At 33.9% G+C, this 12,684-nt stretch carries 13 protein-coding genes and 1 pseudogene; 5 read left to right on the top strand and 9 right to left on the bottom strand.

Annotation, left to right across the window (positions count from 1 at the left end; all coding sequences use genetic code 11):
• Nucleotides 1–6: 6 nt before the first annotated feature.
• From AABL52_RS18245 to AABL52_RS18255, 3 genes are all read right to left on the bottom strand, one after another.
• Nucleotides 7–819 carry a M56 family metallopeptidase gene (locus AABL52_RS18245; RefSeq protein WP_341518138.1) on the bottom strand — a complete coding sequence of 271 codons (813 nt, stop codon included), beginning with the start codon at nucleotides 817–819 and terminating at the stop codon, nucleotides 7–9.
• Nucleotide 820: 1 nt separating this feature from the next.
• Nucleotides 821–1,237 carry a BlaI/MecI/CopY family transcriptional regulator gene (locus AABL52_RS18250; RefSeq protein WP_063263636.1) on the bottom strand — a complete coding sequence of 139 codons (417 nt, stop codon included), beginning with the start codon at nucleotides 1,235–1,237 and terminating at the stop codon, nucleotides 821–823.
• Between the two features lie 110 nt (nucleotides 1,238–1,347).
• Nucleotides 1,348–1,743: a DUF3942 family protein gene (locus AABL52_RS18255; protein WP_016088463.1), complete on the bottom strand. Its 396-nt coding sequence runs from the start codon at nucleotides 1,741–1,743 to the stop codon at nucleotides 1,348–1,350.
• A 380-nt stretch (nucleotides 1,744–2,123) separates the two neighbouring features.
• On the opposite strand from AABL52_RS18255, the gene AABL52_RS18260 reads away from it, so the two are divergent.
• Nucleotides 2,124–2,822, top strand: coding sequence for a peptidase E (locus AABL52_RS18260; RefSeq protein WP_341518139.1), 699 nt, complete (start codon nucleotides 2,124–2,126; stop codon nucleotides 2,820–2,822).
• 178 nt (nucleotides 2,823–3,000) lie between these two features.
• Here the strand turns inward: AABL52_RS18260 and AABL52_RS18265 are convergent, their stop codons facing one another.
• Together AABL52_RS18265 and AABL52_RS18270 are read right to left on the bottom strand one after the other, a co-directional pair.
• The gene (locus AABL52_RS18265) at nucleotides 3,001–4,410 is read right to left on the bottom strand and encodes an MATE family efflux transporter (RefSeq protein WP_063263638.1); all 1,410 of its coding nucleotides are present in this window, start codon (nucleotides 4,408–4,410) and stop codon (nucleotides 3,001–3,003) included.
• A 99-nt stretch (nucleotides 4,411–4,509) separates the two neighbouring features.
• A complete protein-coding gene (locus AABL52_RS18270; RefSeq protein ID WP_098237510.1) occupies nucleotides 4,510–5,274 on the bottom strand; it encodes a DUF2087 domain-containing protein in 765 nt (254 codons plus the stop codon).
• Between the two features lie 207 nt (nucleotides 5,275–5,481).
• Between AABL52_RS18270 and AABL52_RS18275 the strand changes: the two are divergent.
• Both AABL52_RS18275 and AABL52_RS18280 read left to right on the top strand, forming a co-directional pair.
• Nucleotides 5,482–5,583 (top strand): annotated as a pseudogene (locus AABL52_RS18275) (MBL fold metallo-hydrolase); the annotation flags it as partial.
• Between the two features lie 361 nt (nucleotides 5,584–5,944).
• Nucleotides 5,945–6,367, top strand: coding sequence for a PH domain-containing protein (locus AABL52_RS18280; protein ID WP_341518140.1), 423 nt, complete (start codon nucleotides 5,945–5,947; stop codon nucleotides 6,365–6,367).
• Nucleotides 6,368–6,458: 91 nt separating this feature from the next.
• Here the strand turns inward: AABL52_RS18280 and fumC are convergent, their stop codons facing one another.
• From fumC to AABL52_RS18295, 3 genes are all read right to left on the bottom strand, one after another.
• Nucleotides 6,459–7,847: a class II fumarate hydratase gene (gene fumC / locus AABL52_RS18285; protein ID WP_242242984.1), complete on the bottom strand. Its 1,389-nt coding sequence runs from the start codon at nucleotides 7,845–7,847 to the stop codon at nucleotides 6,459–6,461.
• 124 nt (nucleotides 7,848–7,971) lie between these two features.
• Complete coding sequence (gene nhaC, locus AABL52_RS18290; RefSeq protein WP_063263642.1) at nucleotides 7,972–9,375, bottom strand: Na+/H+ antiporter NhaC; 1,404 nt, start codon at nucleotides 9,373–9,375, stop codon at nucleotides 7,972–7,974.
• Between the two features lie 323 nt (nucleotides 9,376–9,698).
• Nucleotides 9,699–10,358, bottom strand: a complete 660-nt coding sequence (locus AABL52_RS18295; RefSeq protein WP_341518141.1) for a class I SAM-dependent methyltransferase — start codon at nucleotides 10,356–10,358, stop codon at nucleotides 9,699–9,701.
• Nucleotides 10,359–10,612: 254 nt separating this feature from the next.
• On the opposite strand from AABL52_RS18295, the gene AABL52_RS18300 reads away from it, so the two are divergent.
• Together AABL52_RS18300 and AABL52_RS18305 are read left to right on the top strand one after the other, a co-directional pair.
• Complete coding sequence (locus AABL52_RS18300; protein ID WP_341518142.1) at nucleotides 10,613–11,578, top strand: DMT family transporter; 966 nt, start codon at nucleotides 10,613–10,615, stop codon at nucleotides 11,576–11,578.
• Between the two features lie 16 nt (nucleotides 11,579–11,594).
• On the top strand, nucleotides 11,595–12,266 hold the full coding sequence (locus AABL52_RS18305) for a GntR family transcriptional regulator (RefSeq protein WP_341518143.1): 672 nt from the start codon (nucleotides 11,595–11,597) through the stop codon (nucleotides 12,264–12,266).
• A gap of 56 nt (nucleotides 12,267–12,322) precedes the next feature.
• On the opposite strand, the gene fbpA is transcribed toward AABL52_RS18305, so the two are convergent.
• On the bottom strand, nucleotides 12,323–12,493 hold the full coding sequence (fbpA, locus tag AABL52_RS18310) for a Fur-regulated basic protein FbpA (protein WP_073517893.1): 171 nt from the start codon (nucleotides 12,491–12,493) through the stop codon (nucleotides 12,323–12,325).
• Nucleotides 12,494–12,684 lie beyond the last annotated feature (191 nt).

The following is a 12,684-nucleotide window of genomic DNA, read 5'->3' on the forward strand; positions in this document are numbered from 1 at the left end:
AAGAGGCTATATGCACTCTCCGACAATAAGTACAATCGATATACAGAATAAAGCTAATGTTACATATACCGAATTCGTATGTAATGGAATATTAAGCTTTACGACTTTTTCATTTAACACTTGCTCGATTCGTAAATTTATTGCTGTTTTTGCAAATGAAGCTGTCACACATCGATTTTCCATTGTCTTTATTTTAATTAATTTTAATAATGCGCTACCTAACTCGAATTTAGATTTCATTTTTCGCATTGCATATTTATCTGCGGCTAACTCCTGATACACATGATAGCGTTGCAATAGGCCTTTTAATATCGGGATGTATATCATTCCTTCTGCTAATAACGTAAAACAAAATAATTTTAACGGATCTCGATTACTTTGATGATATTCTTCATGGAAAATAATTGCATCCATTTCTTCATCTGAAAATGTTTGAAGCATACCTTCTGACATGACAACTTTCGGACGAAATAACCCAATTGTAAATGCCGCAACTTCCTCGGTCGGCAATATATATATCTGTTTTCCTTTTCGAATGAAAGGGATAAGTACTTTTTGTAACTTTTTACTATAGAAAAATTGCCTCCAAATTCTTTTGCACACGATGATCACAGTAAGTAGTAAAAATCCAGTAATTATAATACGAATGAGCGATAATTCCTTCATATGTTGTTCTAATTGGAACAAGCAAAAATTTGAAAGAAAGAACGCCTTATTTTGAAACAGAAATGGATATGTAACGTAATACACTAACATACTGAAAAAGAGGGTACTAACAATCACTGCTAACAATACGATTTTACGCATTTGCCATTTCATTTTATTGATCCTCTTTTTTTAACTGATTCAATTTGTCTTCTAATTTTTTTATTAAAGTCGGATCAGCCTGCTCTAACTCATCAAGCATATGATTTACAACTAAATCTCCAAATTCCCCCATCAATTCCTGTGTCATTTTCTTCGTTTGATTGGATAAGAATTCTTCTTTTGTTTGCACAGCACGATATATGCCACTTCTTTTCACAGTCTGTTTTTCTAAGTGAAATTTCTCTACTAACCTGTTCATAACTGTCATGACTGTATTAAAATTCACAGGTGATTCTTCACTTAATTTCTGCTGCACTTCTTTAATCGTAATACCCTCGGTAGACCAAACAATCTCCATAATTTTCGCTTCAAGCGGTCCAAAGAAATGATTTAACCCTTGCTCATTTAACTTATAGTTTTGAGTAAACATAATGCGGCTCCTTTCACACTACGAATTGTAGTATAAATTAAATGAAAGGTCAAACACGAATAGGATACACTAAAATTCACTACCTATAAATACGTACGCCATTCCATTCATTATAATCCTAGCTTCTCTCCAAATGTTTCAAAGAGATACTGCTCTAATATTTGTACACTAAACTTCTCATTACGCCCAAGTGCAAATAATTCCCGATCTTTCGCTACGATAGTATCTAATGGAATAACGACATTATCCACTATTTTTGTAATTTCAATGATGTTACTTTTGACATTTACCTCTGTTTTAAATTCAATATTTTCTAATACGATATGTGAGCGTCTTCCTGATGCCAAAAAAGTAAAGTTAGGATTTTTATAAATGCCAATTTCACTCTCTAATGGGTATAAATACTGAAAAATGATATCTCTATGTCCATCTTTTATTATTTTTTCATCCTTCTCATCATCTAAGTATTCTTTCACCTTCGTTGTAAATTCAAATCGAAAATCCACTTTTTTCACGCTCCCTCTTTGTATTTTTATATTAAATAAATATATTGAAATAATTTTACCATATTGTGATTCAAGTTCCTATTAAAAGTAAAAACTCATTTGTAAAATCTCTATTATTTCCGATTCTTTTTTAAGTATAAGTACTAATTCAATATGAATTCATGCTTTGTTATATCTATTTAAACATATTGTTTCCATATTTTGAAACAATAGTATGAAGTATTATATATCGATAAAGTGAAACCTTTATCAGCTCTCACCACCTTTACTATTCCGATATACTGAAACTACATTTTCTACTTATTCATTACATAGAGAAGGAATGTAAGTCTCTTCTATCGAATTTTTATATAACGAAAATGATTAGGTGGTGCTTTACTATGAAATTAGCTGTCATTGGTGGCGGTGACTTGCAAGATTCAAATCACTCGCCTATTAATGAACGACTTATAGCATTAACAAATAAACTGTATCCAAAAGTATTATTCATTCCTACAGCTAGTCATGATGATGAAAGCTATATAAAACTATTTTTAGACACGTTCGAACAACAATTACACTGTGAAGTACAAATTTTACGCACTATAGCCGATACACCTTCTAAATATGAAATAGACGAAATGATTCAATCAGCTGATTTGATTTACCTCGGTGGCGGGAACTATATTCACATGCTTACACAATGGAAAGAACATAAACTAGATGAAAAATTATTATTTGCTTTGCAGCAAGGAACGCTCATTGCGGGGTATAGCGCCGGTGCTATGTGTTGGTTCACATCTAGTATCCGATCCGATTATGAAAGTTCTGGTTATATTGAGAGCAACGGCTGGGGGATTGTAAACAAAAGATTTTGTCCACATTATAATCAATTAAATAGAATGAACGCCTTCCATTCCTTTTTACAAAACCATCAAGGTAATATAGAAGGAATTGCACTAGAGGATAATTGCGCTTTATATATTACAGAAGAATCTTTTGAAATTATCGGCGAACCTGAAAAAGCGTGGGAGTTTTATATGAGTGATAACAAACTCATTAGACAACATTTTGATATCACTTTAAAAAGCTATTTATAAAGTGAAACTTTAATCAGCCCTCACCAATCGGGCATTTACGGGCAATTGATCTGCCACCTAACTTCTTTGCTCCAGCCGAATTTTGAGGTGGGAGTCTTATTGCCCGGCGTATAGCGGGATAAACATACACTTACAAAAAATGTCCCTAAGTATAATAACTTAGGGACATTTGCATGATTTAACTTACTAATCGTGTAATTCGTTTCTTCTGCCATGAAAGCTTATAATATGCATACTGTAAAATTAAGCTAACAATAAATGCTGCTGGGTACCCAATCCATATCCCTTCTATACCAAGACTTGTATGATAAGAAAGGTAATACGCTACAGGTACTTCAACAAGCCAAATTGATACGACGCCGATAACAGTTGGCCATAATACTGTACCACTTGCTCGCATTGTCGCACTAATGATTTGCGCATGACCGAAAATTAAATAGCTCCATAATGTAATCATAACAAGGCTGTGAGCAATATCAATTGTAGTTTGACTCGTTAAAAATAGTGATAGTATGTCTCTTGAGAACAAGTAAATAAGAGATATTAGCACACCACCGATGACATAGTTCATAATAATTCCGGCCTTTACAACTTTCTGCAATCGATCAAATTGATTTGCACCAATTGATTGTGCTGCAAAAATGGAAACTGTAATACCAAGGCTAACTGCTGGCATTTGTACATAACTTGCAACCTGATTCACGACGCCATATGCTGCTGTTGCATCCGAACCGTAACGATTTACAAACGCGATAACCGCGATTTCAGATAATGAAACTAATATCATATTAATACTCGCTGGAATTCCCAGTCGAAGCAATAGCTTCAATAACTCCCCATCCATGCGAAGATATTTCCTTACCGTACTATCTAATTGTAGTGGGTGATTTTTCTTCTTTAAATACACTAGCATGACAATAAACGTAATAACTGTAGATATAACAGAAGCATACGCTGCTCCATACACATCTAATTTCGGAGCTCCTAACCATCCAAAAATAAGAATTGGTAATAAGATCATATTTAGCGCTGTACTTACAATTAAAAAGTAAAATGGCGTTTTGGAATCTCCTGTACCTCTCATAAATGTTGTATATGCGAAATATAAAAATAAGACTGGCATCGATATAAATAATATCCGTGCATAATGTACACTTATTTCAATAATATTTTCTGGCGTTCCCATAAGACGCATAATATCCATTGCAAAAATACTGCCTACTATCGCCAACACAACTCCAATAATAAATGTAAATGTCAGCGTCGTACCAACGATAGCTTTTAAACGATCTTCGTTTTTAGCGCCAAACGCCTGACCAATTAAAATAGAACTACCTGAACCAATACCAATTACAAATGAAACGAGTAAGAAAAATAGAGGAAAGAATGCTGATATGGCTGCTAAATCATTAACTCCTAGCCATCTTCCTACTACTACCATACCGAATAATTGTCCAATCGATTGTAATACATTACTTAATAGTAACGGTACTAAAAACATGGACATCGACTTCCAAATTGGTTTACTCTCACTCTCTAGCTTATGTGATTCCGCACCTTCTTTATTGTTATCTGTAGGTGGTTTCAAATTTCATTTCTCCTTTTATTAAAAATCTGTTTTTCAACTTCTATCTCTTTGTATAGTTATTATAATGATGTGCTTCTATTCATTTTCTTTTCCGTATGATTATAACTTCACCCAATATTGGCTTCCATCAGCTGTTCTATCTAAAAATCCATATTCGATTAAATATCTTCTTAACGTTACAAAATCCGGGTATACACTTTCTATAACTGTATTCACTTCTTTTTCAGTATACTTTTTATTACTATCAAACTTCGTCACTAAATGGCGTAATATAATTAATTTACGCTTTTGCTTTTTCGGAAATTTAGAAAGCGGTCCATCTAATCCTTCTGTAAAATGTGCTTTTAATACTTCATCATTTTCTTCTTCCGTAATATTGTAGCGATCATCTACCATCGTCGCTGTTCTATGAATCGGTACAAATTTCGTTTGTACTTTTGATTTTTCTTCCGACAGTTCCATTAACGCTAAAAACACTTTCGCTTGCTTCATTTTCTCTCGAAGTGTAAATCGATGATTACGAATAGTTGATGTACTTCCGCCATCCATCTCTTTTACAATCTCTTTATCATTCAGCCCCATATGGAAAAACTGAACCATTTTCTTTTGCAAATCAGTTAAACCAGTGTACTTCTTATCAAGATTTAATAAATAATCAAACATAGACGTATGTTCATTTTGCACATGCAATTGTACAAACTTCTCTGCTTCATACAGAACTTGATTATCTTGATAAATTACGCCCTTAATAAACGCTTCTCCACAAGCTAAACAAATATACTCCTCTGCTTCCGCTTCAAACACATACCCTTTCTTCAATTCCTCAACCGAAGCATCCCAAAACTTCTCTGAAATATCACTCATACTAAACACTCCTTTAAAATGTTTATCTAAAAACAGACATTTCCCAATAACGTTTACTATCACTTCATCATCTTAACATACAGCGAATAAACATTTCAATGTTTCGTTTACCCATTTTATAAACTTTTATAAAAACGTCTATTAAACAATCCTTTGGAAGGACTTAAAGCAATGAAAAGCGAATGTATTTAATAAGTGAATTTCTAATTGAAAGAAGTAAAATACGTTATTCAATATTTAAATGATAACAACCTCGTTCAATATGGAACCGGTACTCACTCATTCCAAAACTTCAGCATTCAATTTTAACTACAAAAAAGGTGTTTCCATATACGAAAACACCTTTTATCCATTATATATTCTATTTGCAATCTCTAGTAAAACTTTACTTACCTGTACGAATATATGCTTTAGGTCTCGATTTTCAACAAATTTATTAGCATAACTACCCATAATCATCATACAACTAATTATGACTAACACTAACTTTCTATTCTTGTAAGTCACTTCATGTCACTCCACTATTAAAAAACTTCCTTTGAATTTACCCCATCAAGAAATTTTACATGAATAATAAAACGTGTGAATATGTAATTCTGCATATTCACACGTTTTATTACGATGTTGTGATTTAATTTAATTAGAGTACGCGGATACCGAGGTGACTAACTTGAAATTTAAAGCGAAAAAGAATCCATTTCACGTCATTTTTATTACATTATTTATCAGTATTTTTCTCGTTTCACTATTCTTCCAAAATGAAAATTCTATTTTTTTCACTCTCATGATGCTACTAAATGTCGTGAATCTTTCTTCATTCTATTTTTCTCACTACAATGTAACGGAAACATCCCTTGTTGTAAAACATGGTTTTGTATTTCATACTGAAATTCCATTTGAAGATATTCGTCACGTTAAATTCTCCGGCAAAACACTTCGCTCAGAGAAGTGGACTAGGCAGCAATTAGAAATCCATTACAATTTATTTGATTCTGTGACAACTTTCGTACCCAAAGAAGAAGAAAAATTCATTGCACTCTTAAAAGAAAACTGTCCACAAATGAAAGTATTGAATCGTCCTGCTAACAAATAATATATTTTGGCACTTGCAGTAATACAAATGGAAGACATACAAATATATCAAAAAAGCCCAGATTCTAAACAAAGAACCTTGGCTTTTTCTATTACTCTTTCGGAGCAATCATTTTTTTCGGATCGACAACTTCATCAAATTGCTCTTCTGTTAGTAATCCAGATTGCAATGCTGCTTCTTTTAAAGTTAACCCCTCTTTATGAGCATGCTTCGCAATTTTCGCTGCATTTTCATATCCGATATGCGGGTTTAATGCTGTAACAAGCATTAATGAACGATTCACATTCTCTTTAATTACTTCTTCATCTGCTTCAATACCAACTGCACAATTATCATTAAATGAAACAATTGCATCTGCCAATAAGTGAGCGGATTGTAAAAAGTTATATGCAATAACAGGTTTAAATACATTCAATTCAAAATTACCTTGGCTCGCAGCAAATCCGATTGTTGCGTCATTTCCCATCACTTGCGCTACAACCATCGTTAACGCTTCACTTTGCGTTGGATTTACTTTACCTGGCATAATAGAGCTTCCTGGCTCATTTGCCGGAATAATAATTTCGCCTAGACCACTACGTGGACCGCTTGCCAGCCAGCGGACATCGTTAGCAATCTTCATTAAATCAGCTGCTAATGCTTTTAATGCACCATGCGTATATACAACTTCATCATGGCTCGTTAATGCGTGGAACTTATTTGGTGCAGAAATAAATTGCTTACCTGTAAATTGGCTAATTTCCTCTGACACCATCTCACCAAATTTAGGATGAGCATTAATACCTGTTCCAACTGCAGTACCACCAATTGCAAGCTCTTTCATATATGTATTGCTCTCTGCGATCATACGCTCTGTTTTTTCAAGCATACGATGCCATCCGCTAATTTCTTGTCCTAATGTTAAAGGCGTTGCATCTTGTAAATGTGTACGACCAATTTTTATAATATGTTCAAATGCAGTTACTTTTTCTGCTAACGTTTCTTTTAATTTCGTAATTGCTGGTAAGACGTGATTTTCTACTGCGATTACACATGCTACATGAAGCGCTGTTGGAAATGTATCATTTGAACTTTGAGACATGTTCACATCATCGTTCGGATGAATATGTACGTCAGATCCCTTCTCTTTCAAAATTTGATTCCCTCGATTTGCAATTACTTCATTTACATTCATGTTTGACTGTGTACCACTACCTGTTTGCCATACGACAAGTGGAAAATGTTCATTCCATTTCCCTGCAATTACTTCGTCAGCTGCTGCCACAATTGCTTCTGCTTTTTCTTCTGATAGCTTTCCTAATTTTTGATTGCTAAGTGCTGCACTCTTTTTTAAAATCGCAAATGCTTTTACAATTTCAAGCGGCATTTGCTCTGTTCCAATCGGGAAGTTTTCTTTACTGCGTTGCGTTTGTGCTGCCCATAATTTATCAGCTGGAACTTTTATTTCTCCTATTGTATCTCTTTCAATTCTGTACTCCATTTTTTCATCCCCTTGAAAATAAAATACCTACATTTCTCATTTTAACAGACTTCCGCTCTGATGATAAGGATTCTCACTCGTATATATAAAAAAAATACCTCCTGCCATCGCAGAAGGTATTTTTTTATGATACTTGCTTTCCTTTTTCAACGTCATCTACATACCAGATGAATTTGCCTGTATATCCGTAAATAACCGCTAAAATTAAAGATACGAAGCTTAACCACATAAACGGAACGTATGAGAACGTTGCTACACCTAAAATACCAGCCATAAAAATACCATTATCCGACCATGGAACCATACCAGAAGTTAACGTTCCACCTACTTCTGAGTTACGCGCTAATACGCGGCGGTCTATTTTTAATTTATCATAGCTATCTTCCATAATTTTCGGGGTTAAAATTAGTGATACGTACATCGCACAACCAAATATATTCGCTAAAAATGCCACGATTAATGTAGACAATGTTACATTACCAGCAGAATTTAATTTCTTCTCGAATTTTGATACGATTACTTTTAAAACACCTAGTTTTTCAAGTAATCCACCAAATCCTAAACCGAAAATAATAACGGCCACTGATCCAAGCATACCGTTAATTCCACCACGGTTTAATAACTTGTCAACAAACTCAACACCAGATTGAATTGAGAATCCGTTATACGCTGTTCCAATCGCCTCTCCAAAGTTCATTCCTTGGAAAAGAGTTGCCCAAATTGCACCAATTAAAGCTCCCATTGCAATTGTTGGCATAGACGGTTTCTTCATCGCTAATAGAACAATAACAATGACCGCTGGAACAAGCATCCATATTTTAATATCAAATTGCTTTAATAAAGCTTCTTTTAAAAACTCTACTCGATTCAAATCTACATTATCGCCGCCATACATCCAACCAGCTACAGTAAACATAATGCTAGTAATAATGTAAGCCGGAACATCTAATACGAGCATAGCTCGAACGTGAGCAATAACATCTACTTTTGCCATAGAAGCTGCAAGAACTGTACTATCAGAAAGTGGTGATAATTTGTCGCCGAAATAAGCTCCTGAAAGAACTGCACCAGCAACAAGTGGAAGTGGTAATCCAAGCCCTTCACCAATCGCCATCATAGCAATACCTGCTGTTCCAACTGTTCCCCATGATGTTCCTGTCGCGATAGAAGTTATCGAACAAATAATTAATGTTGCCAGTAAGAATATGCTAGGGTGAATAAACTCTAATCCATAATAGATTAATGTTGGTACTACGCCACCAGCAATCCAAGTTCCAATTAAAGCACCTACTGCAACTAAAATCAGTATTGCTTCTAATCCGTTAGAAATCCCTTTCGTAATTGCATCTTGCAATTCTTGATAACGAAATCCTAATCTTAATCCAAGCGCAATTACTAAAAACCATGAAATAAATAGCGCTAATTGAATTGGGAGATCAAAAATCGTTTGGAAGGAAAAGACAACAGCAAGAAATAGTAATAAAAGAACTATGATTTCTAGCATCGATGGTAATCTTACACTTTTCATTTTTTTCTCTCCTTACAAGTCGATAACATGACATATGTCGTCTTACATGTATGTAATATACAATTAGCGAAGACAAAACAAAATTTTCATATTATTTCGATTTATTTTTCCAGTATAATATAACACCTTTTCTATTGTAAAAGTAGATGTTACTTTTCGCAATGGAAAATATAAAAAATGTTACATTTTTATATAGAACAATCCAAAAATAACTTTTTTAATATTTGTTATAACAAATTTTGTTACTATTATCCTCACTTTTAAGGAGTACCATTTTTTCCACAAAAAAAGCACACATCATTAAAATGATGCATGCTCCACTTTTATTTATACATATCTTGTATTTCTTCTTTATTTTTAAGTATTTCCACAAACTTATCGCTACACCCTTTCGGAAACAATACTCCGAGTCCATATGAATGCTCAAACTGAAAATGAGGGTACTTCGCCTTGACCTCATCCCAAAATTTATACACGCCGAAATTTCGACCTTTCACCTCAATATCGTGAAATAATACGATACCGTTATTCGCAAGTTTCGGTAACCATGTTTTATAGTCATGAGAAACTGCTTCATACGTATGATAGCCATCAATATGCAACAAATTTATCGTTCCATCTTGAAACTGATCCACAGCCTCGTCAAAAGTAGACCGAATTAAATTCCCTATATGGGGGTAACTCATATCCGTGTATTTACTCACTATTTGAAAAACACCTTCCCCATATGGACCTGTATGTTCATCCCCTGCCCAAGTATCTACAGCAAAGCATTTTGTAGATAAGCCTCCATCTTTTACCCCTTGGCAAAAACTGAAAAAAGAAGCTCCTAAATGTGTACCTAACTCAACTAATATTTCTGGCTTTTCAAATCGTACTAAATCATAAGCAAAGTTTAAGTGTCCCACCCACGCAGAATTCATTCGAATATATGGACTATATTGATCAAATTCAAATGTTGGTTTATGAGTAACCCAGCTCATCACATTTCTCCTTCTACACATATTTTTAACAAATCAAATTACTCTTATCTTTATTTTTTTATCCTCTTGATTATGATTTAATTTTATAATTTTACCTCGTTTTATTTAACCTACTTACTTGTATCGTAAAAATAACTGGAACTACTAAAATTCCCATCGTACAAAACAGAAATTTCAGTTTATTTTTTATGCATTTCGTGATATATTGCATATTGTATTCAAAACTTATTGTTAGAGAAAGGAAATAAAACTATATGGATCCAAATCGTTTAAAAGGAATCATTATGGTTGTAATTGGTGCTTGTTTATGGGGATTGTCCGGGACAGCTGCACAACAACTTTTCCAATATGAACACGTTTCTACTGAATGGTTAGTTACAATTCGATTGCTTATATCCGGCGTTATCTTGCTCATTATTTCGTCATTCGGAACGAGAAAAAAAGAAATATTCGGCATATGGAAACAAAAATCTGATGCTATTAAAATGATTTTGTTTGGCCTATTCGGTATGCTTGCTGTACAGTACACGTATTTTGCTTCTATTAAAGAAGGAAATGCCGCCGTCGCAACATTATTACAATATTTAGCCCCTGTATTCATCACTGTATACTTACTTTTCAAATGGAACGTTCGTCCATCAAAAATTGATTTCATTTCAATTGCCCTTTCACTAGTAGGAACTTTTCTCTTACTAACAAACGGGTCTGTTCATAACTTGGCTGTTTCTACACCAGCTATTATTTGGGGGATTTTATCTGGATTATCTCTTGCTTTTTATAGTTTATATTCAAAGGGATTACTAGAAAGATGGTCTTCCTCTGTTATCGTTGGATGGGGCATGATTATTGGGGGTATTGGTGTAACGATTGTACAATTTATTTCTACGAAAGAATTCATTTTATTATCAACTATGAAGTATGTAAAACTAAGTACCCTACCGCTTATCACATTTGTCGTCATTTTCGGGACACTTATTGCATTTTATTTATACTTAGACAGCATACGATACTTGACTCCGAAAGAAACGACACTATTCGGATGTACAGAACCACTCGCAGCTATTATTTCTTCTGTACTTATATTACACGTACCGTTTCAATCTTTTCAGCTACTAGGGGCTCTTTGTGTCATTGTAATGGTGCTTATCTTAAGCCAAAAACCAGATAAAGGGAAACCCAAATTAAAACTTATTCATGAGAAAAAGGAAAATATACAATGAAAGGATTGAATTCACTATGCCTATCCCTCAAAATTATAAAAAACAAGGAAGAGTTTCGGCAAAATCACTCGTTTTAAATCAACTACAAGATTGGATTATTGAAGGTGTATTGCAGCCTGATGAAAAAATTAATGATGGGGAATTGGCTGAAGCACTAGGCGTAAGCAGAACGCCTGTAAGAGAAGCACTTCAAATATTAGAACTTTCTGGATTAGTGGAAATGGTACCTGGGCAAAAAACAAAAATTGCTCCTATTAAGTTAGATGACATACCTATCATTTATGAAACGATGGCCGGTCTTCACTCTATTATAGGAAAGCAAGCACTTCAAAATATTACAGACGCTGATCTGAAACTACTTTCTGAAATAAATGATGATTTTCAGCACTCTATAGAGAAGAAAAACGCAAAACAAGCTTTAGAGCTAGATATACAATTTCACAATACAATTTCTTCTATTGCTAAAAACCAATATATTGAACCATTTCTAGAAAATATGCAACTTCACGTTTTACGTCTTGAATACTTGTTTTTCCAAAACTTTGTTCCAGCAAGTCAATCTATTGAAGAACATCACTCTATCATTGAAGCACTGCAGGAGCAGGACGAAAAACAAATGGAACAAATGATGTCTCAAAACTGGCTCCGTCCAATGAAAGAAATACAGAAAATAATTTCTATGAAATAAGAATAGAGCTGGTTACACAAAATCGTAACCAGCTCACCTTTTATTAATCTATATAGCTATGCCTGAATATCTGCATAATCTTCCATATCTTCGTACTCTTTTTCCAATTCCTCTAAAGACAGCTCGTATAATTGTCGGTCGCGAATTTTAAACACACCTGCTCCAATTAACTCATCGATTATATGCCTCTTACGATTTTCAACAGCAAAACGGAGTTGACTACTCATCTTTTAAAAAACTCCTTTCTACGATCATTGAAAATGATAATCTTTATCAATTACCACTTCTGATTATAAAAGATGACTCTTTATAAGTAAAGTAATTTCATGAAATATTTACCTTACAAAGTATTTGTGGCCACATTATATATATGTATGCCGTGCGAAAAATGTTATGACACATTTTCTTATCCTTTTTC

Source organism: Bacillus paramobilis (assembly GCF_038096195.1).
In the GTDB taxonomy this organism is placed as follows: Bacteria; Bacillota; Bacilli; order Bacillales; family Bacillaceae_G; genus Bacillus_A; species Bacillus_A mobilis.

Bases quoted from the DNA above. Each gene is read 5' to 3' on its own strand.
- AABL52_RS18245 (WP_341518138.1), bottom strand. From the start codon at position 819: ATGAAATGGCAAATGCGTAAAATCGTATTGTTAGCAGTGATTGTTAGT.
- AABL52_RS18250 (WP_063263636.1), bottom strand. From the start codon at position 1,237: ATGTTTACTCAAAACTATAAGTTAAATGAGCAAGGGTTAAATCATTTC.
- AABL52_RS18260 (WP_341518139.1), top strand. From the start codon at position 2,124: ATGAAATTAGCTGTCATTGGTGGCGGTGACTTGCAAGATTCAAATCAC.
- AABL52_RS18270 (WP_098237510.1), bottom strand. From the start codon at position 5,274: ATGAGTGATATTTCAGAGAAGTTTTGGGATGCTTCGGTTGAGGAATTG.
- fumC (WP_242242984.1), bottom strand. From the start codon at position 7,847: ATGGAGTACAGAATTGAAAGAGATACAATAGGAGAAATAAAAGTTCCA.
- nhaC (WP_063263642.1), bottom strand. From the start codon at position 9,375: ATGAAAAGTGTAAGATTACCATCGATGCTAGAAATCATAGTTCTTTTA.
- AABL52_RS18295 (WP_341518141.1), bottom strand. From the start codon at position 10,358: ATGAGCTGGGTTACTCATAAACCAACATTTGAATTTGATCAATATAGT.
- AABL52_RS18300 (WP_341518142.1), top strand. From the start codon at position 10,613: ATGGATCCAAATCGTTTAAAAGGAATCATTATGGTTGTAATTGGTGCT.
- AABL52_RS18305 (WP_341518143.1), top strand. From the start codon at position 11,595: ATGCCTATCCCTCAAAATTATAAAAAACAAGGAAGAGTTTCGGCAAAA.
- fbpA (WP_073517893.1), bottom strand. From the start codon at position 12,493: ATGAGTAGTCAACTCCGTTTTGCTGTTGAAAATCGTAAGAGGCATATA.